19 protein-coding genes are annotated in these 21,805 nt (G+C 68.4%); 6 read left to right on the top strand and 13 right to left on the bottom strand.

What is annotated here, in order from left to right:
• Positions 1-8: 8 nt before the first annotated feature.
• The 3 genes from IQ292_RS15220 to IQ292_RS15210 form a co-directional block, all read right to left on the bottom strand.
• A complete protein-coding gene (locus IQ292_RS15220; protein ID WP_203311165.1) occupies positions 9-260 on the bottom strand; it encodes a hypothetical protein in 252 nt (83 codons plus the stop codon).
• A 61-nt stretch (positions 261-321) separates the two neighbouring features.
• Positions 322-3,801 carry a transcription-repair coupling factor gene (mfd, locus tag IQ292_RS15215; RefSeq protein ID WP_203311282.1) on the bottom strand — a complete coding sequence of 1,160 codons (3,480 nt, stop codon included), beginning with the start codon at positions 3,799-3,801 and terminating at the stop codon, positions 322-324.
• 239 nt (positions 3,802-4,040) lie between these two features.
• Entirely contained in the window at positions 4,041-4,304 is a 264-nt protein-coding gene (locus tag IQ292_RS15210) for an FAD assembly factor SdhE (RefSeq protein WP_203311164.1), read from the bottom strand.
• 85 nt (positions 4,305-4,389) lie between these two features.
• Here IQ292_RS15210 and recG point away from each other — a divergent pair, with 85 nt between their 5' ends.
• Entirely contained in the window at positions 4,390-6,441 is a 2,052-nt protein-coding gene (recG, locus tag IQ292_RS15205) for an ATP-dependent DNA helicase RecG (protein ID WP_203311163.1), read from the top strand.
• Between the two features lie 159 nt (positions 6,442-6,600).
• On the opposite strand, the gene IQ292_RS15200 is transcribed toward recG, so the two are convergent.
• The 5 genes from IQ292_RS15200 to serS all read right to left on the bottom strand — a co-directional run bounded on the left by IQ292_RS15200 (position 6,601) and on the right by serS (position 12,414).
• Complete coding sequence (locus IQ292_RS15200; RefSeq protein WP_238941142.1) at positions 6,601-7,785, bottom strand: YXWGXW repeat-containing protein; 1,185 nt, start codon at positions 7,783-7,785, stop codon at positions 6,601-6,603.
• Positions 7,786-8,266: 481 nt separating this feature from the next.
• Positions 8,267-8,599 carry a PilZ domain-containing protein gene (locus tag IQ292_RS15195; RefSeq protein ID WP_287979529.1) on the bottom strand — a complete coding sequence of 111 codons (333 nt, stop codon included), beginning with the start codon at positions 8,597-8,599 and terminating at the stop codon, positions 8,267-8,269.
• Between the two features lie 78 nt (positions 8,600-8,677).
• A complete protein-coding gene (tyrS, locus tag IQ292_RS15190) occupies positions 8,678-9,922 on the bottom strand; it encodes a tyrosine--tRNA ligase (RefSeq protein ID WP_203311161.1) in 1,245 nt (414 codons plus the stop codon).
• Positions 9,923-9,986: 64 nt separating this feature from the next.
• Positions 9,987-11,132 (bottom strand): M23 family metallopeptidase, encoded by a 1,146-nt coding sequence (locus tag IQ292_RS15185; protein WP_203311160.1) that lies wholly within the window; start codon positions 11,130-11,132, stop codon positions 9,987-9,989.
• Between the two features lies 1 nt (position 11,133).
• A complete protein-coding gene (gene serS / locus IQ292_RS15180) occupies positions 11,134-12,414 on the bottom strand; it encodes a serine--tRNA ligase (RefSeq protein WP_203311159.1) in 1,281 nt (426 codons plus the stop codon).
• 102 nt (positions 12,415-12,516) lie between these two features.
• Here serS and IQ292_RS15175 point away from each other — a divergent pair, with 102 nt between their 5' ends.
• Positions 12,517-13,026, top strand: a complete 510-nt coding sequence (locus tag IQ292_RS15175; protein ID WP_203311158.1) for a host attachment family protein — start codon at positions 12,517-12,519, stop codon at positions 13,024-13,026.
• 80 nt (positions 13,027-13,106) lie between these two features.
• Here IQ292_RS15175 and IQ292_RS15170 read toward each other — a convergent pair whose 3' ends face one another.
• A complete protein-coding gene (locus IQ292_RS15170) occupies positions 13,107-14,087 on the bottom strand; it encodes a hypothetical protein (RefSeq protein WP_238941141.1) in 981 nt (326 codons plus the stop codon).
• A 393-nt stretch (positions 14,088-14,480) separates the two neighbouring features.
• Between IQ292_RS15170 and dksA the strand changes: the two genes are divergently transcribed.
• Positions 14,481-14,945 carry an RNA polymerase-binding protein DksA gene (gene dksA, locus IQ292_RS15165; RefSeq protein WP_203311157.1) on the top strand — a complete coding sequence of 155 codons (465 nt, stop codon included), beginning with the start codon at positions 14,481-14,483 and terminating at the stop codon, positions 14,943-14,945.
• A 52-nt stretch (positions 14,946-14,997) separates the two neighbouring features.
• On the opposite strand, the gene IQ292_RS15160 is transcribed toward dksA, so the two are convergent.
• Complete coding sequence (locus IQ292_RS15160; RefSeq protein WP_203311156.1) at positions 14,998-15,153, bottom strand: YdcH family protein; 156 nt, start codon at positions 15,151-15,153, stop codon at positions 14,998-15,000.
• 220 nt (positions 15,154-15,373) lie between these two features.
• Between IQ292_RS15160 and IQ292_RS15155 the strand changes: the two genes are divergently transcribed.
• Positions 15,374-15,571 (top strand): YdcH family protein, encoded by a 198-nt coding sequence (locus tag IQ292_RS15155; protein ID WP_203311155.1) that lies wholly within the window; start codon positions 15,374-15,376, stop codon positions 15,569-15,571.
• Positions 15,572-15,676: 105 nt separating this feature from the next.
• Positions 15,677-16,138 (top strand): DUF1465 family protein, encoded by a 462-nt coding sequence (locus tag IQ292_RS15150; protein ID WP_203311154.1) that lies wholly within the window; start codon positions 15,677-15,679, stop codon positions 16,136-16,138.
• A 5-nt stretch (positions 16,139-16,143) separates the two neighbouring features.
• On the opposite strand, the gene IQ292_RS15145 is transcribed toward IQ292_RS15150, so the two are convergent.
• Positions 16,144-17,433, bottom strand: a complete 1,290-nt coding sequence (locus IQ292_RS15145; protein WP_203311153.1) for a glycoside hydrolase family 130 protein — start codon at positions 17,431-17,433, stop codon at positions 16,144-16,146.
• Between the two features lie 114 nt (positions 17,434-17,547).
• Positions 17,548-18,516, bottom strand: coding sequence for an NAD(P)H-dependent flavin oxidoreductase (locus IQ292_RS15140; RefSeq protein ID WP_203311152.1), 969 nt, complete (start codon positions 18,514-18,516; stop codon positions 17,548-17,550).
• A 128-nt stretch (positions 18,517-18,644) separates the two neighbouring features.
• Here IQ292_RS15140 and IQ292_RS15135 point away from each other — a divergent pair, with 128 nt between their 5' ends.
• Positions 18,645-21,227: a M1 family metallopeptidase gene (locus IQ292_RS15135; RefSeq protein WP_203311151.1), complete on the top strand. Its 2,583-nt coding sequence runs from the start codon at positions 18,645-18,647 to the stop codon at positions 21,225-21,227.
• A gap of 121 nt (positions 21,228-21,348) precedes the next feature.
• Here IQ292_RS15135 and IQ292_RS15130 read toward each other — a convergent pair whose 3' ends face one another.
• Positions 21,349-21,693 carry a hypothetical protein gene (locus IQ292_RS15130; RefSeq protein WP_203311150.1) on the bottom strand — a complete coding sequence of 115 codons (345 nt, stop codon included), beginning with the start codon at positions 21,691-21,693 and terminating at the stop codon, positions 21,349-21,351.
• Positions 21,694-21,805: the final 112 nt, after the last annotated feature.

The raw sequence follows: 21,805 nt of genomic DNA, 5'->3' as shown, positions 1-21,805 counted from the left end.
CAGGGGCGCTATTCGCGCCGGCGGCTCGCGTACAGCCGCACGACCGCAAGCGATCGGGCGGGGAGGGGGTGGGCGACCGCGATGTCAGTCAGGCGGGCGATCGCCGCCTGCGGCCGTTGTGCGACCCGCACCGCCGCGACGCGCGCCGCGGCGGCGGTGACCTGCGCGCTCACCGCCTGCGCCGCGGCGGGCGCACGCGCCGCCGATCCTACCCCGGTCAGGGCGGACAGCAGCGCGGAAAGAAGCAGCAACAGGTTCATCGGGCGCCCGGCATAGAGACTGCGGCGGCGGGCGTCCACCGTGGAAGCGGGGCGGGACGTCTCATCCCGCGGCCTTGGCCAGCCCTTTCGACAGCTGCAGCGCGCCGTGCAGCCGCGCCTTGGCGTCGGGCCACGCGCGTTGCAGCACCAACTTGCTGTCGGGGCGCAGCTTGGCGACGCCGTTCAGCCGGTCGACATAGGCGAGCAGCCCCTGGACGTTGGGCGGCTTGTCGTCGTGGAACGAGACCAGCACGCCGCGCGGGCCGACGTCCATCTTGGCGATGCACGCCTTCTTGGCGTTGAGCTTGATCTCGATGACGCGGATCAGATTGTCGGTGGCGTCGGGCAGGGGGCCGAACCGGTCGATCATCTCCGCCGCGAACGCCTCGATCTCGCGCGACGAATCCAGCTCGTTGAGGCGGCGGTACAGTCCCATGCGCAGGTCGAGGTCGGGGACGTAATCGTCCGGGATCAGGATCGGCGCGTCGACGGTGATCTGCGGCGAGAAGTCGCGCGGGCGATCGCTCGCCAGGCCGCCGGCCTTGGCGTCCATGATCGCCTCTTCCAGCATCGACTGGTAGAGTTCGTAGCCGACCTCCTTGATATGGCCCGACTGTTCGTCGCCCAGCAGGTTGCCCGCGCCGCGGATGTCGAGGTCGTGGCTGGCCAACTGGAAGCCCGCGCCCAGGCTGTCGAGGTCGGACAATACCTTCAGGCGCTTTTCCGCCGTATCGGTCATCTGCCGTTCCGGCGGCGTCACCAGATAGGCATAGGCGCGTGTCTTAGACCGGCCGACCCGCCCGCGAAGCTGGTAGAGCTGCGCCAGTCCGAACCGGTCGGCGCGGTTGACGATCATCGTGTTCGCCGACGCGATGTCGATGCCGCTCTCGATGATCGTCGTGGAGATCAGCACCTCGAACTTCCTGTCGTAGAAGGCGCTCATCCGCTCCTCGACCTCTGTCGCGCTCATCTGGCCGTGCGCGATGACGTAGCGGACCTCGGGCACCTCATTGCGCAGATAGTCCTCGAGGTCCGGCAGGTCGGCGATACGCGGCGTGACGAGGAAGCTCTGCCCGCCGCGATAATGTTCGCGCAGCAGCGCCTCGCGCAGCACCACCGGATCCCACGGCATCACATAGGTACGCACCGCCAGCCGGTCGACCGGCGGCGTCTGGATCACCGACAGTTCGCGCAGGCCGCTCATCGCCATCTGCAGCGTGCGCGGGATCGGCGTCGCGGTGAGGGTGAGCATGTGCACGTCCGCGCGCAGCGCCTTCAGCCGCTCCTTGTGGGTCACGCCGAAACGCTGTTCCTCGTCGACGATGACGAGGCCGAGCCGCTTGAACTCGATCCCCTTGGCGAGCAGCGCGTGCGTGCCGACGACGATGTCGATGCCGCCGCTCGCCAGCCCCTCCTTGGTCTTCTTCGCCTCGGCGGCGGGGACGAGGCGCGACAGCCGGCCGATCTCGATCGGAAAACCTTCGAAGCGCTGGGTGAAATTGTTGAAATGCTGCCGCGCGAGCAGCGTCGTCGGACAGATGACCGCGACCTGCATCCCCGCCATCGCCGCGACGAAGGCGGCGCGCAGCGCGACCTCGGTCTTGCCGAAGCCGACGTCGCCGACGATCAGCCGGTCCATCGGCTTGCCCGCCGCCAGGTCGGCGAGCACGTCCTCGATCGCGCGGTCCTGGTCGTCGGTCTCGTCATAGGGGAAACGGTCGACGAAGCTCGGATAGCCGCTGGGATCGGGCTCGGCGATCTCGCCGGGGCGCAGCGCGCGCTCGGCGGCGACCTTGATCAGCTCGCCCGCGATCTCGCGGATCCGCTCCTTCATCCTCGACTTGCGCCGCTGCCACGCCTCGCCGCCCAGCCGGTCGAGCGCCGTCGCTTCCTCGCTGCTGCCGTAGCGCGACAGCACCTCGAGGTTCTCGACCGGCACGAAGAGCTTGTCGCCGCCGGCATATTCGACCGCGACGCAGTCGTGCGGGCTCTGGCCGACGGGGATCGAGGTCAGGCCGAGATATTTGCCGATGCCGTGGTCGGAATGGACGACGAGGTCGCCCGGCGTCAGCGTCGCTAGCTCGGCCAGGAACGCGTCCGCCGACTTCTTGCGCTTCGCCCGCCGCACCAGCCGGTCGCCCAGCATGTCCTGCTCGGTGAGGACCGCGACGTCCGGCGCGGTGAAGCCATGGTCGAGCGGCAGCACGACGAGCGCGACGCCCGCGCTCTTCCCCGTATCCGCGATGCCCAGCGCTTCCTGCCAGGTCTCCGCCGCCTTGGCGCCGGTCAGGCCATGGTCCTTGAGCAGGGTGCCGAGCCGCTCGCGCGCGCCGTTCGAATAGCTGGCGAGGACGGGCTTCTTGCCCTCCTTGCGCAGCCGGCCGAGGTGCTGGACGACCGCATCGTAGACATTGGCACCGCTCGAGCGCTCGGGCGCGAAGTCGCGCGCGCCGTCGACGCCGAAGTCGAGCACCGTCCGGCTCTCCGGCTCGTGGAACGGCGTCGTCGTATGGACGTGCCGCGCCTCCAGCGCCTCGCGCCACTCGCGCTCGCCGAGGTAGAGCGCCGTCGAGCCGAGGGGGCGGTAGCTGCCCGGCTGCGCGCCCTCCGCGCGCTGACGGTTCTCGTAATAATCGGCGATCGATTCCAGCCGCCCCTCGACCGCGCCCGCGACGCCCGCGTCGCGCACCACCACGTCGTCGGCGCCGAGGTGATCGAACAATGTCGCCAGCTTGTCCTCGAACAGCGGCAGCCAATGCTCCATGCCCGCCAGCCGCCGGCCGTCGCTGATCGCCTGGTACAGCGGATCGCCCGTCGCCGTCGCGCCGAACTTGTCACGGTACCGGCTGCGGAAGCGCTTGATCGACTCCTCGTCGAGCAGGGCCTCGGACGCGGGCAGCAGGGTGAAGCCGTCGACGCGTCCCGTGGTGCGCTGGTCGCCGGGATCGAAGGTGCGCACGCTCTCGATCTCGTCGCCAAAGAAATCGAGGCGCAGCGCCTGCTCCTCGCCGCTCGGGAACAGGTCGACGATCCCGCCGCGCACCGCATATTCGCCATGGTCGTGCACCGTGTCGGTGCGGACATAGCCGTTCGCCTGGAGCAGCGCGGCTAGCTTGTCGCGGTCGATCCGCTCGCCGGGCGCGAGCCGGGCGACGAGCTGACGGATGCGGAACGGCGTCAGCACGCGCTGCGTCGCCGCGTTGGCGGTGGTCAGCAGCAGCTGCGGTGCCTTCACCGGCCGCTGCAGCCGGTGCAGCGCCGCCACGCGCTCCGCCATGATCCGCAGCGTCGGCGAGGCGCGGTCATAGGGCAGGCAGTCCCAGGCCGGAAGGCCGATCACCTCCAGGTCGGGCGCGAAGAACGCCGCCGTCCCCGCGATCGCCCGCATCGCGCCCTCGTCGGCGGCGACGAACACCGCGCGCGCGCCCTTCTGCGCGGCGGCGCGCGCCAGATCGGCGAGGAAGGCCGGCTGGAATCCCGCCGGTATGCCCGACAGGGTCAGCGGTGTCTTGGCGGACAGGATCGTCTTCAGGTCGGGCATCGCGGCTTTCAAATTCCCCTCGTGCGGGCAGGAGGGGTCGGTCAACATTTTCCCGTCCCGCTTGCGGGAGGGGCAGGTCGAAATGTCCCCCCACCCGCTTGCGGGAGGGGCAGGGGGTGGGCCCGACGTGTAGGATCAGGCGGCAAGGCAGGAGGATGGATCAGGCCCACCCCCAACCCCTCCCGCAGGCGGGAGGGGAGAATAGAAGCGCCCCTCCCGCACACGGGGGCGAGCAGGCGTCAGAACGTCGGCACGTAGGTGATCGCCCGCATGCGGTCCATCATCGGACCCTGCCAGCGCTCCGGGCATGGTAGCGAACCGATCGCCCAACCCATGATATCGACGTCCTGCTCCTCCAGAAGCGTTTCGAACCAGTCGAGTTCCGCGGGCGTCATGCTGGCGCCATGCGCGTCGAAGAAACCGCCGATCATCAGGTCGGCCTCCTTGGTGCCGCGATGCCAGGCGCGGAACTTCAGGCGTTTGAGGCGAGTGGCGTGGTCCATGCGGCCCCTTCTTTGCGGCAAATGCGCGGATGCCCGGCAGACGCTGGCGGCGTCCGTCGGGTACGGTATAGCGGCCCATGTAATCATGCGCCCGCTCATCCTCAATCCGCTGTTCGCCGAGGTCACCGCGCTCAAGGGCGTCGGTCCCGCGCTCGCCAAGCCCTTGGACCGGCTCGGCTTGCAGCGCGTCGTCGACGTCGCCTTTCACCTGCCGAACGGCTGGGTCGACCGCGTCGCCCGCGACGCGCTGGACGAGGCCGACGTCGGCCGCATCGTCGCGATCACGCTGACCCCGGTCGACTATCGTCTGTCGAGCGGGCGCGGCCCGACGCGCGTCCAGGCGGTCGACGCGCGCGGCAACGCCGTCAGCCTCGTCTATTTCGGCGGCTCGTCGGGCTGGGTGAAGAAATTGCTCCCGCTGAACGAGCCGCGCCGCGTCTCCGGCAAGCTCGAACAATATGGCCAGACGCTGCAGATCATCCATCCCGACCTCGCCGAGCCCGACGAGCCGTTCCGCGCGCGCGAGCCGATCTATCCGCTGTCGGAGGGGTTGACCTCGCGCCGCCTTGGCGCGCTCGCGCAGCAGGCGGTCGAGCGCGCGCCCGACCTGCCCGAATGGATCGAGCCGGGGCTGAAGGGAAAGCGCGGCTGGCCAGGCTGGCACGAGGCGCTGGCGCGAATTCACGAGGATCCGGCCGACAAGCCGGCGCGCGAGCGCCTCGCCTATGACGAGATCTTCGCCAACCAGCTCGCGATGACGCTCGTCCGCGCCGACACGCGCAAGCGGCGCGGTCGTGCGCTCCACGGCGACGGGCGCCTGCGCGACCTGCTGAAGCTGCCCTATACGCTGACCGGCGCGCAGACCCGCACGATCGCGGAGATCGAGGGCGATCTCGCGCAGACCGCGCCCATGCTGCGCCTGCTTCAGGGCGACGTCGGCGCCGGCAAGACCCTGGTCGCCGCGATGGCACTGCTGATCGCGGTCGAGGCCGGGGCGCAGGGCGCGATGCTCGCCCCGACCGAAATCCTCGCGCGCCAGCATTATGAGACTTTGCGCCGGACGCTCGCTGGCCTGCCGCTCACCATCGCCGTGCTGACCGGGCGCGACAAGGGTCGCGCGCGGGAGGCGACGCTGATGGGGCTCGCCAGCGGCGAGATCGACATTCTCGTCGGCACGCACGCCATCTTCCAGGAGGCGGTCGGCTACAAGGACCTCGCGCTGGTCGTCGTCGACGAGCAGCACCGTTTCGGCGTCGCCGAACGAATGATGCTGCAGGCCAAGGGGCGGACCCCGCCGCACCTGCTGGCGATGACCGCGACGCCGATCCCGCGCACGCTGACGCTGGCGCAATATGGCGAGATGGACGTCAGCCGCCTCGACGAGATGCCGCCGGGACGCCAGCCGATCGAGACCCGCGTCGTCAGCCAGGACCGGCTGGACGAAGTGGTCGAGGCGCTGGGGCGCCATATGGCGGATGGCGGTCAGGCCTATTGGGTCTGCCCGCTGGTGGAGGAAAGCGAGAAGAGTGACCTCGCCGCCGCCGAGATGCGCGCGGAGCAGCTGCGCGCGCGGTTCGGGGATCGCGTCGGCGTCGTTCATGGCCGGATGAAGGGGCCGGAGAAGGATGCGGTGATGGAGGCCTTCGCCGGCAACCGCCTGTCGGTGCTCGTCGCGACGACCGTCATCGAGGTGGGCGTCGACGTGCCGAACGCGACGCTGATCGTCATCGAACATGCCGATCGCTTCGGGCTGGCGCAGCTCCACCAGCTGCGCGGCCGCGTCGGGCGGGGCGGGGGGCTGTCGCGCTGCCTGCTGCTGCGCGGCGCGGCGCTGAGCGAGACCGCGCGCGCGCGGCTCGCGCTGATGCGCGACACCAACGACGGCTTCCGGATCGCCGAGGAGGATCTGCGGCTGCGCGGCAGCGGCGAACTGCTCGGCACGCGCCAGTCGGGCGAAATGGCCTTTCGCCTCGCCACGCCCGACATGCTCGCCGACCTCTTGCAATGCGCCCAGGACGATGCCCGCCTGCTGATCGACCGCGACGGCGGCCTCGAAGGGCCGCGCGGCGCGGCGGCGCGCATCGCGCTCTATTTGTTCGATCGCGACGCGGGCGTGGCGCTGCTACGCTCCGGGTAAGGCGCGAACGGCAGGGCAGGCGATTGCCGGGGTAATGCGCGAAGTCGCCGTTCGGTCGGCTCCGTCGCCTGACCCGGACCGAGAGCCGCTGCATCGTCGGTCCGCAGGGCGCACGTCCGGATCGCGCGTGCCGCGAGCCGGACCGGCCGGAGTGCCCCGCTATCCGTGATGCCCATGGTGGTCGCCGCCGCCTCGATGGGGCGGATGCGGAGGGGCGCCGGGCCGCGGCGGCGGCGCATGGAAGGCGACGCGTGGCGCCGCCGCCGCATGGGGAGGGTTAGCCCAGGCACGACCGCCCTGCGCGGCCCATTCGCCATGCGGGGCGGGCCCCGCCCGGTCCCGCATGCCCTCACCGCCATAGCCGCGTGCCTGCGGGACGGCGCCATGCCACTGGGGCGGCGGAGCGTGGAACGGTGGCGAGGCGGGGGCTGCGCCTGGGGCGGTGTCACGCTGCCAGGGCGGCGGTCCGCCGCGATGCACGACCGGCATCGGCGCGCGGGCGAATGCCTGCGCCTGCTCCTGCGCGGATGCTCCACCGAGCTGTGGCGCATGCGGCGCGCGATACGCGGTCGGCAGGGTCGACGGTGCGTTCCCGTGCAACGGCGCGCCGCTCGGTTGCCAGCCGCCGCGACGCGGATCGGCGAAAGGCTGACGACCTGCCATCAGCGGCCGCGCGGTCGCGACGATTGGCGGGTGGCCATGGTTCGCGGTCGCGAATAGCCGCGGGTCGCCGCGCGCCGCCGTGAAATGCGCGAACTGGTTCTGCGTGGGCGCGACATGGGCCTCGTGCGCGGCGATCCAGTCCTGCCGGCTCGGCCGCGCCTGCACGCCGCCCGGGCCGCCATTGTAGCTGACCCGCGTGATGCGGTTCACCACCACGTCCTGCCGATAGACGTTGGTGATGTGGACGTTGGTGATGGTGTTGACGGCGCGATTGTAAAAGATGTGGCCGCCGTTCCAGTACCCGCCCTGATAGCCGACACCGGTATAGCCGAACCCATAGGGCACGCCGCCGTAGAAGCCGACGTGCGGGCCCCAATAACCGGCGTGAAAGACATAGGCGCCGTCGCTCCAACCCCACCAGGGCGGCGTCCAGAGCAGGCCGGGGCGGGGCGCCATTACCCAGGTGCCCGGAACCCAATAATAGGCGTATTCTATGTCGTCCCAGGCCCAATAGCCCGGCGTCCAGACGTAATCCGGTCCCGGCAGCGCCGGCTGCGCATAGACGGGCAGCGGGGGCGGCGGGGATCCGACGCTGATGTTGATCGACAGCTGCGCGGCTGCCGCCGTCGCGACGACCATGCCTCCGCCCAGCGCCAGTAGTGCCACCAAGCCCCTTTTCATCGAGCCGCCTCCTTGCATTGCCATCCCCAAGTCCTGCGCGCACGTCGCTGAACGGTGAATTACAGAACGGCAAGTGAAGGATATGTAATTCCGATGTCATGATAGGAGGGAGCGGGGCTCTCCTCCAATTCAGGGCAGTTGGACGAACAAAAAATATTTTGAAAAAAGGAAACTACGAAAGTGTTGCGCTCAATCTAGTAGTGATGGGGGCATCCGTGTCGTCATATATTATGAAGGCGGGGATATCATTCTAATTGCGTCGAACGGGAGCACGTAGTCTGTGCCCTGACACGAATATGTGCTATGGCCACCATGCTCTTTGACAGGTGCGGAATGACGTGGCCGCAAAAGCGACCAAACACCGTGACCTTTGTGACCTTCGGAACTATGTTGCGCGCGCGTGCAACGGAAGATCGTCGCACGACAGCAATCTGTCGCAAATCGCGCTGGGACTTGCCGGATCGTTCAACGAAAAACCGGCTCAGCCGTGCATGCCGCCCAGCACCGCGTGGTACCGATTCGCCGGGATCGCCCGCTCGAGCTGGCACCCGATCCGACCGCCGAGCGCCCAACGGACCGCCGCCTTCACTTCGCCCAGGACGGGCAGCTGGATGGAGATCCATTCGCCGACGCTGACGGCGGCATCGCTGCGGAGCATCAATCCCCCAGGCGACAGGTTGACGATCAGCACCGGCAGCGTGCGGCCGTCGACCAGTCTCGCCCGGCTGCGATGATGCACCTCGTCGCGCGGCTCGGCCCGCCCGTCGGCCGAGTGGCGTCCATCGGAAAGACCCATCGAAGCAGCACTCGTCACGCCGGTTCTCCCTTGGTCCGCTACGGTACAATTTGGACCAATATGGATCAATCATAGGGAGAGTAAGTTTACAAAGGCTTATTCCGCCGGAATGAGCAATCCGTGATTTTTTCTGCCGGCCGAAAGACGGACCGGCTCGGCGCCGACGACGATCATCTGCGCCTCGTCGGTCACCTTCTCGGCGCCGATGCGCGCGCCGCCGCCCGCGATCAGCCGGCGCGCCTCGCCCTTCGACTTGGCGAAGCCCAGCGCGATCAGCGCGTCGACGACGCCGATCGTGCCGCCCTCGACGGTGATCGTCGGCAGCGCGGCACCGGCGCTGCCTTCCTCGAACGTGCGGCGTGCGGTCTCTGCCGCCTCCTCGGCGGCGGCGCTGCCCCGGCACATCGCGGTCGCCGCGTTGGCCAGCACCTTCTTCGCCTCGTTGATCTCGGCGCCTTCCAGCGCTTCGAGACGGGCGATCTCGTCGAGGGGCAGGTCGGTGAACAGCCGCAGGAACCGGCCGACGTCGCGGTCGTCGGTGTTGCGCCAGAACTGCCAATAATCGAAGTGCGGTAGCTGGTCCTCGTGCAGCCAGACGGCGCCCGCCATCGTCTTGCCCATCTTGCCGCCGTCGGCGGTGGTAATCAGCGGCGTGGTGACGCCGAACACCTCCGTCCCGTCCATCCTGCGGGCGAGCTCGATGCCGTTGACGATATTGCCCCACTGGTCGCTGCCGCCCATCTGCAACCGGCAGCCGTGGCGATGCGCCAGTTCCCGGAAATCATAGGCCTGCAGGATCATGTAGTTGAACTCGAGGAAGCTCAGCGACTGTTCGCGATCGAGCCGCAGCTTGACCGAGTCGAAGCTCAGCATCCGGTTGACGCTGAAATGCTGGCCGACCTCGCGCAGGAAGGGAATGTACTCGAGGCGGTCGAGCCACTCGGCATTGTCGAGCATCACCGCGTCGGTCGGTCCCCCCATCTCACCTTCGGGGCCGAAGGTCAGGAAGCGTTCGAAGATGCGCTTGATCGAGGCGACGTTGGCCTTGATCCCCTCTTCGCCGAGCAGCTTGCGCGCCTCGTCCTTGAAGCTCGGGTCGCCGATCTTGCCGGTACCGCCGCCCATCAGCACGATCGGCTTGTGACCGGTCTGCTGCAGGCGACGCAGCAGCATGATTTGCACGAGGCTGCCGACGTGGAGCGACGGCGCAGTGGGGTCGAAGCCGATATAGCCGGGGACGACCTGCTTGGCCGCCAGCGCGTCGAGCGCCTCCGCATCGGTCAGCTGGTGGATGTAGCCGCGCGTCGAGAGCGTATTGAGCAGGTCGGAGGCATAGGTCATGCGCGCAGCCGTTACACAGCCGGGACGGTCCCGTCACGGGGGTTGGTGGGCGCGCGACCCGGGCTCAGCGCCGCGGCAGCTGCACCTGCGGATCCACCGGGGTCCGGCCCTTGCGCAATTCGAAGTGCAACTCCGGCCGGTCGGCGAAGCCGGTGTCGCCCGACAAGGCGATCGTCTGGCCACGCTTCACGCTCTGCCCGCGCTGGACCAGCAACTTGCTGGCATAGCCATAGACGCTGGTCCAGCCGCCGCCGTGCTTGATGATGACGAGGCCGCCCAGCGCCGCGATGCCGTCGCCGGCATAGGCCACGACGCCATCCGCGGTGGCGCGGATCGGGGTGCCGATCGGCACCGCGATCGTGATGCCGTCGTTGCGCTCGCCGCTGCGTCCCGGACCGAAGCGGCCGACGACATTGCCCTCGGCCGGCCAGGCGAAGCCGCCCCCTGCAAGGCGGGTCGGCGCCTCGACCACCGCGGTCGGCGGGAGCACGCGCCGTGCGCTGGCGACGGGCTTGGCGGGTGCCTGCCGCGGCGCGGGGGCGGGTTCGCCGCCGGTGAGGATATCGTCGATATCGAGGCGAAAGGCGGCGGCGCGCTCGGCGGTGGAGGCCGCGCGGCCCGGCTCGCCGGGGATCAGGATGCGCTGCCCGGCCCGCAGGATGTACGGTTCCTCCAGCGCATTGGCGGCAACGATCCGCGACCATTCGACGCCATAGGCGCGGGCGATGGCGATCCCGCTCTCGCCCTGGCGCACCAGGTGGTAGCGCCCGCCGGGAATGGTCAGTCGCTCGCCGGCGCGGACGGTGAAGGGCGGGGCCAGATCGTTGGCGCGGGCGATCGCCTCCGATCCCGCGCCGGTGCGCTCCGCGATGCCGCGCAGCGAATCGCCGGGCTGCACGACGTAGCGCTGGTCGGAGACGGTCCGCGCATCCGGCGTGACGGGACGCGCCTCCCACGCCGGCCGCGCGGTGCGCGGCATCGCGACGGGAACGTCGACCTGCCGCGCCGGACGGTCGTCGCCGTCGTTCGCGGCGTCACGCCATGGCGCACGCGGATAGGCGACCGGCGGCGGGTCGTATCGCTGGGGCTGGCGGGCAGGCGCCTCGCGGACCGGCGGGGGTGGGGGGGGCGCGTCCTCGACGGGCATATCCACGCTGGGGATGCATCCCCCCAGCAACAGCAGCGCGAACGGGGCCGCGACGCGCTTCATCTCAGCGCGCCGGCTCCAGCCGGTTCAGTCCGCCCATGTAGGGCTGCAGCGCCGAGGGCACCGCGACCGACCCGTCCTCCTGCTGATAGTTCTCCAGCACTGCGACGAGCGTGCGCCCGACCGCGAGGCCCGACCCGTTCAGCGTATGCACGAAGCGCGGTGCTTTCTCCCCCTCGACCCGGTAGCGCGCATTCATCCGCCTCGCCTGGAAGTCGGTGCAGATGGAGCAGCTGGAAATCTCCCGATAGCGCGCCTGACCGGGCAGCCATACCTCGAGATCGTAGGTCCGCGCCGCCGAGAATCCCATGTCGCCCGCACACAGCAGCATCCGGCGATAGGGCAGTTCCAGCGCGTCGAGCACGCCCTCGGCGCAGGCGGTCATGCGCTCGTGCTCGGCCTCCGAGGCATCTGGGGCGACGATCGACACCATTTCCACCTTGTCGAACTGGTGCTGGCGGATGTAGCCGCGCGTGTCGCGCCCCGCCGCGCCCGCCTCCGAGCGGAAGCACGGGGTCAGCGCGGCGAAGCGCAGCGGCAATTCGCCCTCTGGCAGGATCGCCTCGCGCACGATGTTGGTCAGCGACACCTCGGCGGTCGGGATCAGCCAGCGGCCGTCCGTGGTGCGGAACAGGTCCTCCGCGAACTTGGGAAGCTGCCCCGTGCCGAACACCGCCTCGTCGCGCACGAGCAGGGGCGGGCAGACCTCCTCATAGCCGTGCTGGCGGGTCAGCCGGTCGAGCATGAACTGGCCGAGCGCGCGCTGCAGACGGGCGGCGTGGCCGCGGACCAGCGTGAACCGCGCGCCTGCCAGCGCGACGCCGGTCTCGAAGTCCAGGCCGAGCGCGGGGCCGATCGCATCGTGCTCCCGCGCCGCGAAGGCGAAGTGGGGCGGCGTGCCCCGGCTGTGGACGACGACATTGTCGTTTTCGTCCGCACCGTCCGGTACGTCGGCGGCGGGGCGGTTCGGAAGGGCGGCGAGCGCGGCGTCGAGCGCGGCGGCGGCGTGTGCCTCATCCGCTTCGAGCGCGGGAAGAGCCTCCTTGAGGGCGGCGACCTGCGCCATCAGCGCCGCGGCACGCGCCTCGTCCTTTTGCGCCTTCGCCTGGCCAATGCCCTTCGACAGCTCGTTACGGCGGGTCTGCGCGTCCTGCGCCGCGGCGATGGCGGCGCGCCGTGCGTCGTCGAGGGCGATCAGGTGCGCCGACTGCGGCTCGAGACCGCGACGGGCGAGGGCGGCGTCGAAGGGGGCGGGGTCGTCGCGAAGGCTGCGTATGTCGTGCATGGTGCCACGGCTATGGCCGCGCCCCCCGCCAGGCGCAAGCCGGCAACCGCGACCGGGTGCGCGGCGTTGTCGATCCCGACGATAACGATCAGGAGACGTCAGATGCAGGTGCCCCACAATGCCTTCGTGCTGGTCGCGGACGGCCGAAAGGCGCTGTTCTTCCGGAACGAGGGCGATGCCGACTATCCGAACCTCAAGGTCGAGCATGCCGAGGAACATGTGAACCCGGCCGACCGCGATCAAAAGACGGACGCCGCCGGCGGCGCCTCCTCGACCCAGTCAGGAGCCGGTGCGCCGCCGGTCGCGCAGGGCGGATCGAACCATGCCAGCGGCGGCGGTGCGCAGTTCGCGCCGTCGCGCGGGTCGATGGACGAGACGGACTTCCACCAGCAGGAGGAGGATCGTTTCGCCGCGGAAACCGCGGACATGCTGAAGCGGCGCGCCCTGGCGAACGAATTCGAGGCGCTGATCATCGTCGCGCCGCCGAAGACGCTGGGCGAACTGCGCAAGCATTATCACAAGGAGGTCAGCGATCGCCTGAAGGGCGAATTGGCGAAGGATCTGACCGGACATCCGGTCCCCGATATCGAGAAGGCGCTGCAGTCGGCCTGACGCGCCGACGATAGGCGTAAACGAAAAGGGGCCGCCGGATGCAATCCGGCGGCCCCCTTTTTAGAAGCGAAGGTAACGTGTCAGGCGGTCGCCGGGCGCGCCATCCGGCGCCTGACGACGAGCGCCGCTGCGGCCGCGCCGAACAGCAGGACCATCGGCGGAGCCGGCACCGGCGCGGGCGGTCCCGGAGGTCCGGGAGGCCCCGGCGGCGGCGGCGGCGGGTTCGGACCGCTCGAGGACCATCCGCCACTCGTACTCCAGCCCTTCTGATCCTGGTTCTGCTGCTGTCCCTGTTGCTGCCCCTGCTGCTGGTTCTGGTTCTGGTTCTGGTCCTGGCTTTGCTGATTCGTATTGGTGTTGGTGTTCTGATTGTTGTTCGAGTTTTGGTTGCTGTTCGAATTCTGATTGCTGTTGTTGTTCTGGTTGTTGATGTTGTTCTGATTGTCGACGACGACATTGGCGCCGCCGGTGGAGCTCGACGTCGAGCTCGAGACGTTTCCGGACGACGAGGAGCTGCTGGAGACGTTGCCGGACGACGAACTGGAGACGTTTCCGGACGACGAACTCGAGACGTTGCCGGAACTGGAGACATTGCCGGAGGAGGACGAGGAACTGCTGCTCGACGTCGATCCGCCGCTCGACGTCGACGAGATTACGATGCTGCCGCTCGATCCCGAACTGCCGCCGCCGAAGAACCCGCCGCCGAAGAACCCGCCGCCGCCGCCGGCCCAGCCGCCGCTGCCGCCGACAACGACCGGCACGGCACCGCCGCCGCCGCTGACGAATCCCTCGCCGCGGGGCAGAGGAAGCGGGACCGGCGCTGCCTGGCTCGCCACCGTGACGACAGCCGGCGCGCAGGTCGTGGTGGTCCGCGTCACGATCCGGCGAACGCCCCCCTTCCGCACGACCGAGGCCAGCTCGCGGTGCACGACGCGCTTCTTGACCTGCTTGACGAGAGTGGGGCGGCTGGGCCGCTCGGCGACATGCACCGCTCCGCCGCCGATCAATGCGCCGCCGCATGCGCAAGCGCACAGTTTCGCCAGGGCCATTCGGACGGACATATCTGTTCTCTCTCACTTCCGACCTGCGCTGGCCGGTATCCCCATTGCGTCGAAGGATCGCCGCTAGCTCACCAAGTGCAAATCAAAGGTTGAAGCGCAAGATCATTAACCATGATCATCGGCGAATCCGGCGCCTGAAATGCCATGCGATCGGCCTCAACAGCCTTAATGTGCCAAGGCGAAACACATCGTCGTCCGCGAAGGCGCGGTTCGGCGACAGGGCTATTTGCGATAGCCGACGCCGTCGACATGGTGATTCGCAAGAAAATGTCGCGAATGCGCAGAATTCGGCAACTCGCCTCGCTTGTGAATGACGCGGGGCACGATTATAGGCGCGAACACCAAGACTTGGGGGCGGGCCCTTGGCACTCGAGGGGCCGGAGGGAGAGTGGCATGGTAGCGCAAGTGCATCGCGTACACGACGACACGACCAATCCATTGCCGGCCAACGACGCGGAGGACGGCTATCGTCCCAGCGCCGACGAGCCGTTCATGAGCCTGAGGCAGCAGGCCTATTTCCGGGCGAAGCTGCTTCGGTGGAAGGAGGCGATCCTGAGCGACGCCGCAGGAACGCTCAACCAGTTGCAGCTGGACTCGCTGCGCGAGGCCGATCTCACCGATCGCGCTTCGAGCGAGACGGATTGGTCGATCGAACTGCGGACGCGGGATAGGCAGCGCAAGCTGATCGCAAAGATCGATGCGGCGCTCCGTCGGATCGACGACGGCGAATACGGCTATTGCGAAGTGACTGGCGAACCGATCAGCCTGGGACGGCTGGAGGCACGCCCGATCGCGACGATGACGGTCGAAGCGCAAGAGCGCCACGAGCGCAGCGAGAAGATTTCCCGCGAAGACTGACGAATCTCGCTGAGGACCCCTCCCGCGTCGGGAGGGGTCGGTCGCGAACCCGTCAGAGTCGTGCGATCTCTTCCTTGATCCGCAGTTTCTGGCGCTTCAGGTCGGCTAGCGTCGCCGCGTCGGGCATCGGGCGATGGACCTCGTCTGCGATGCGGCGGTCGAGCGCGGCATGCTTGGTCTCCAGAGCCTGTTGATGCGCAGTGTGCATTTCGGTGTACCTCCTGATGCATGCGGTTGGGGGAATGGAGTTAATCACCAAAGGGCGAAAAAGTCCTCACCGAAATCAGGTCAAAGCGACCGGCCGAGCCATGGTATGCGACGACCTGCATGCGACCGGCGATGCTGCCGCAGCGCTTGTTGCGGCGACGAGCGTTTCGTAAACTGCGGCCGCGTCGTCGATCCCGATCGACGTGACGCGAGGGGGCACGATGGACGAAAACGAGATCGCAGCACGACTCGATCGACTCAGGACCGAGCATCGCGACCTGGACGCCGCGATCGAGGCCCTGGGAGGGGTGGGGGTTCCCGACCAGTTGCAGCTTGCGAGGCTGAAGAAGCGGAAGTTGCGCCTGAAGGACGAGATCGCGATGCTGGAGGACACGCTCATCCCCGATATCATCGCCTGATATGCCGACGCCGATGACGATCATCGCCGCAACCGCCCCAGTTCGACACACCATATGGTGCGGTGCTTATGGCTCCCGCGCTCGGCCTGTGGCACCCGCAAAACGATGAATTCCGGACACTCCGAATCGCGGATCCATCGGCGCCTCATCGACGCCCTCTATACCGAGGCGATGGTGCTCGCCGACGAGGCGCGGGCGTATTTCGACGAGGCGGGCCGAGCCGAGCGGGACGCGCTCGACCCGCTGATCCGCGTGGGATTTTCGTGCGAGTCGCTGAAGGTGACCACGCGCCTCATGCACGTGATCGCCTGGCTGCTGACGCAGCGTGCGGTCGACGCGGGCGAACTCAAGCCGCGCGAGGCGCTCGACCCCACCCGCCGGCTCGGTACGGCCCCCTCGTTCGACGCCGACCTTCTCGATGCGCTGCCACCCCGCGCGCGGGCACTCGTGGCGTCCAGCGCCGACCTGCATCGCCGCGTCGGGTTGCTTGATGGCGCGCAGGGCATTGCCGCCGGCATCGTCAGCCCCGTTCACGGCCTCCACGACCGGATCGCGCAGGCCTTTTGACCAGGTTATTGCGGCGCCATCACCGACAGCAGGTCATCCACACTGCCAACCGCGAAAGCGGTATGCTCGTCGCCCACCGCGTAGGGCAGGAGGATGCGCCGGCCCTGCAGCAGCGCGCCGCAGCTATAGGTGACGTTGGGCACGTAGCCGCCGCGCTGCTCCGCGCTGGGGAACAGTAAGGGGGACGGGGTGCGGGCAAGGACGCGCGACGGATCGTCCTTGTCGAGCAGGCAGGCGCCGACGCAATAGCCGCGCACCATGCCGACGCCATGCGTGAAGACGAGCCAGCCTTCGTCGATCTCGATCGGCGAACCGCAATTGCCGATCTGCACGAATTCCCAGGGATATTGGGGCGCCATGATCGGTTCGCCGTGCTCCCACGTGTAAAGATCGGGCGAGCGCAGCAGCCAGATGCGCTCGTTGTCCTGTCGCCCGAGCATGACGAACTGGCCGTCGACCCGCCGCGGGAACAGTGCCATGCCCTTGTAGCCGGCCATTGCGCCGAGCAGCGGGCGCATTTCGTACGTCCGCTCGTCTATGCCGCGCAGCAATTCGCAGCGCGCTTCGCGCCCGTCGAATGCGGTATAGGTGCCAAGCACGCTCTCGACCCCGTCGTGATCGGTGAAATTGACGAGGCGGAGGTCTTCGACACCCTGACGCTGACTGGGCAGGATGGGAAAGATCACCGTTTCCGAAATGTCGCGACTGTCGGGCGAGTGGAGTCTGACCCAACCGGCGTCGTCGTCGCTCTCGATGGTCGGGGGCACACCCTGATCGCTGGCGGGGTCGATGACGAGGCCGTGCGCGCCGTCCCACCGTCCGGTACGGAACGTCACGGAAGAGATGTGACCCTCGCCGATCCCGCGCAGCGACAGGATGAAGCGCGGGTCGCCGCCGTCCTGCACCCGATCGGGCGCGCGGACGATGCTGGGGTTGAACAGCGCTGCCGACTCGAAGGCATATTCCTGGCTGAAATAGGCGCCGAGCAGCAGGCGGTCGCGCTCCTGCGTGATGGGACCGCAGTCGAGCCTGTCCCGCATCTGCTCGAAGCGACGGAGAAAGGCCTCGTCGACGTTGCGGTGCCGCTCTCGCATCGCGCCGTGCAGCAGGTCGAGCATGCGCGTCCGCATCGTCTCGTCCAGCGCCATCAACCGTGCCGTGACCTGCGCGACCCGGGTCGGGCGATCCTTGGCGAAGGCATCGGGGTAGCCGAAGTCGAACGGCCGGATCACGGTCCGTGCCGGATCCGGCTGCAATAGCAGGTCGAGGGTGGTGAAGACATCGGCGGCGTTCATCGGCTTCTGCGTCCTTCGGCAAGCGGCGTCCCGTATCGACGGCACAGCGCAGCAGACGCGCGATTGATCCATGTCGGCGGTCTCGGATCGGTCCGCCGACCAGCCGCCGCCGGTTCAGCCGGTCGTCAGACCCATACGAGCCCGGGCGGCGCGATACTGGTCCGCCAGGCGGGCGACGCGCGCAGCCGCCGGCTCGACCGCCTCCACCGCGCCGATTCCCTGTCCGGAACCCCAGATGTCCCGCCACGCCTTGGCCTTGGCGCCATTGCCGCCGCCGAAATCCATCGTCTTGAGATCGCCCTCGGGCAGATGGTCCGGGTCGAGCCCCGCCGCCTCGATCGAGCTGCGCAGGTAATTGCCGTGCACACCGGTGAAGAGGTTCGAATACACGATGTCGGCGGCGCGCCCGGCAACGATCGCGTCCTTGTAGGCGGGGGCGGCGTTCGCTTCGTCGGTCGCGATGAACGGGGAGCCGATATAGGCGAGGTCCGCGCCCATCGCCTGTGCGGCGAGGATCGCATCACCCGTCGCGATCGAACCGGACAGCGCCAGCGGTCCGTCGAACCATTGCCGGATCTCCTGCACGATGGCGAACGGCGACAGCCGGCCCGCATGGCCGCCGGCACCGGCGGCGACCGCGATCAGCCCGTCCGCGCCCTTTTCGATCGCCTTGCGCGCGAACCGGTCGTCGATGACGTCGTGCAGCGTGATGCCGCCCCAGTCGTGAACCGCGGTGTTGAGATCCTCGCGCGCGCCGAGCGAGGTGATGACGATCGGGACCTGCCATTTCGCGCAGGTCGCCAGGTCCGCCTCCAGCCGATCGTTCGACTTGTGCACGATCTGGTTGACGGCGAACGGCGCGGCGGGCGCATCCGGATGGTCGCGGTTGTGCGCCGCCAGTTCCTCGGTGATGCGATGAAGCCATTCGTCGAGCAGCGCCTGCGGTCGCGCGTTGAGCGCCGGGAACGAGCCGACAATGCCGGCCTTGCATTGCGCGATGACCAGATCCGGGTTGGAAATGATGAACAGCGGCGACCCGATGACGGGCAGGCGCAGGCGATCGAACAGGGCAGGCAGGCTCATGGATCGGTTTTGTAGCGCAACGGATCGCGCTGTCCAGCGGGTCGGCGGTCGGTCGGATGTCCGGGCGCTTGCGGCACCATGGTAAAGGTGTAGGAGGTTAACCATACACCTACCGGAGAGACTTGCCCATGAAGTTCGCCGCCGTCACCGCGCTCGCGCTGACCGTCTCCACGCCGGCGCTCGCCGCCGGCTCCCTGCCCAAGACCGTCGTTCCGGTCCTCTACGACATCACCGTGTCGCCCGACGCGGACAAGATGGTGTTTTCGGGCAGCGAGGACGTGACGGTCGACGTCAAGGCGGTCACCCGCTCGATCGTGCTCAATGCCGTCGACCTCGCCGTCGCCAGCGCGTCCTTCGACGGCAAGGCTGTTCCGTTCGCGATCGACAAGGACAAGCAGCAGCTCACGCTCACCCTGCCGCAGGCCGCCGCGAACGGCCGGCACACGATATCCTTCACATGGACGGGCAAGATCAACCAGTCGGCGGCGGGCTTCTTCGCGATCGACTATACCAACCAGGACGGCTCCAAGGCGCGCATGCTCGCGACGCAATTCGAGGCGCCCGACGCCCGCCGGTTTGCGCCGATGTGGGACGAACCCGCGTTCAAGGCGAAGTTCCGGCTGAAGGCGGTCGCACCGAAGGGGCAACTCGCCTTCTCCAACATGCCGGCCAGCAACGTCACGACACAGGCTGACGGAAAGCAGCTCTACAGCTTCGCCGAGACGCCGGTGATGTCGAGCTACCTGCTGTTCCTCGGCATGGGCGACATGGAACGCAAGACGGTCAAGGCCGGCAACGTCGAGATCGGCGTGATCACGCGCCGCGGGGTGGTCGATCAGGGCGATTACGCGCTCGCCCAGGCGAAGCGCCTGCTGACCTATTACAACGATTATTTCGGCACGCCCTATCCGCTGCCGAAGATGGACATGATCGCTGGCCCCGGCTCCAGCCAGTTCTTCGGCGCGATGGAGAATTGGGGCGCGATCTTCTATTTCGAGCCCGAACTGCTGTTCGACCCGAAGCGTGCGACGGAGAGCGGCCGCCAGCGGATCTTCACGGTCGTGGCCCACGAGATGGCGCACCAATGGTTCGGCGACCTCGTCACCATGGCCTGGTGGGATGACCTGTGGCTCAACGAGGGCTTCGCCTCGTGGATGGAAAGCAAGTCCGCCGGCGATCTCAATCCGTCGTGGGAGGCCGGCGCGTCCGCCGTCGCCTTCGATCGCGAAGGCGCGATGGGCTTCGACGCCACCGCCGCGACGCACCCCATCATCCGCCACGTCGAGACGGTCGACCAGATCGGCGAGGCCTTCGACGGCATCACCTATTCGAAGGGGCAGGCCGTGATCGGCATGCTCGAATCGACGCTGGGCCCGGACACCTTCCGCGCCGGCATCCGCCGTTACATGGCGAAGTACAAATATTCGAACACCGTCACCGATCAGCTGTGGTCGGAACTGTCCGCCGCCGCCGGCACGCCGGTCGAACAGATCGCGCACGACTTCACGTTGCAGGGGGGCGTCCCGCTGGTCAGCCTGTCGAATGCCCGCTGCGTCGCCGGCGTGACGCAGGCCAGCCTGGCGCAGGGGCGCTTCGGCATGGACGCGGCGTCCAAGACCCCGCAGACATGGCATGTCCCCCTGGTCGCCGCGACGCTGGGCGGCGGCGAGACACGCACCGTGGTCACGGGCGCTGCGACGGCCGTCAGCATCAAGGGCTGCGGCACGCTCGTGCTCAACCGTGGCAAGGGCAGCTATACGCGCGTGATGTACGATCAGGCGGGTCATGACGCGATCGTGCGCGACTATACCAGGCTCGCGCTCACCGATCGGCTCGGCACGCTGGGCGACGATTATGCGCTGGCGGCGGGCGGATATCAGGACCTCTCGCGCTTCTTCGATGTCATGGCGAAGGTGGCGCCGGACGCCGATCCGCTGGAATGGGAGATCGTCGCGGGCCGCCTCGGCAGCCTGACCGGCCTGTATTACAAGACGCCGCTGGAGCAGCCGCTGCGCCAGCGTACCGTCCAGGTGCTGGCGCCGATCATGCAGCGCATCGGCTTTGCCGCGAAGCTGGGCGAATCGCCGCTCGTCTCCAACCTGCGCGAGTCTTTGGTCGCGCGCCTCGGCTCGAACGGCGATCCCGAAGTGACCGCACAGGCGCGCCGTTATGTCGCGGCGCTGGCGACCGATCCCACCGCCATCCCGCCTGCGATCCGCCAGCCGATCCTGTCGACCTTCGCGATCAACGCGACACCCGCCGAGTGGGAGCAGCTGCTGGCGCTGGCGAAGGCCGAGAAAAATCCGGTCGCGAAGAACGGCTTCGTCTCGCTCTTGGGGGCCAGCCGCGACGACACCGTCGCCGCCAAGGCGCTCGAACTGCTGCGCACGGACACATTCACGGCGCCGCAAAAGGCTTCGCTGCTCCGGTCGGTTTCGGGGTCGCACCCGGACATGGCGTTCGATTGGGCGGTGGCTAACCGCGCATTGGTCGAGCCTTTCGTCGAGGAAAGCCAGCGCGCGGGCTTCATCGTCGGCCTGGGTGGCGGATCGAACGACCCGGCGATGCCCGGCAAGATCCAGGCTTATGCCGACAAGTATATCCCTGCCGCGTCGCGCGGCGGCGCGAAGCGAACGCTGTCGGGCATCGCGGTCCGCAAGTCGGTCGCCGATCGCCTCCGGCCCGCGGTGGCGCGCTGGGTGGGGCGCTAGGTCAAGCGGCCTGCATGCGGCGTTCTCGCCATCCCCGGTGCGCCGGGGATGGTGAGCGGGCGCGCTTACCGTCGCGGGGCATGCGCCCCGAGGGCTGGAAGCGCGCCCCGTCGCGGCAGACTTATTTGCGCGCGGGCAGGCCCGTCACACGGGCCATGCCGTCGTCTCCGAACGAGATCAGCCAGTTGCTGCCGTCACGGCACGTCGCGGCCCAGGCTGGCAGGCCATTGATCCCGGCCGGCTGACGGCGCGTGCCGATGACGCCCTGACAGGCGTTGCCGGCATCGCGGATCGCGCGCAGGATCACGCCGCGGCGCTGCGGTTCGGAAAGAGCGACGACCTTTTCCGCGAACCCGCCGGGCTTTGCGACGACCGTCGGCGTGGCGGCGTTCGAAGCTCCTTGGTTCGACGGGCCGCAGGCCGCCAGCAGGGCCATGGCCGGGAACGTCATCGCCAGCACGCGCATCGTCATCGTCCTTTCCGTCGTCGATCGAGGTGCGTCTGCGTAACGCATCCTGGCGGGATCGGCTTCCGCGAATTTGTGACAGCTCGGTTTCGCATTTATGATGAGCGCTGTC

Origin of the sequence: Sphingomonas beigongshangi, assembly GCF_016820445.1 — a bacterium.
GTDB classification, from domain to species: Bacteria; Pseudomonadota; Alphaproteobacteria; order Sphingomonadales; family Sphingomonadaceae; genus Sphingomonas; species Sphingomonas beigongshangi.
The sequence above is the reverse complement of the archived record's forward strand: the minus strand, read 5'-3'. Positions and strand labels throughout refer to the sequence as shown.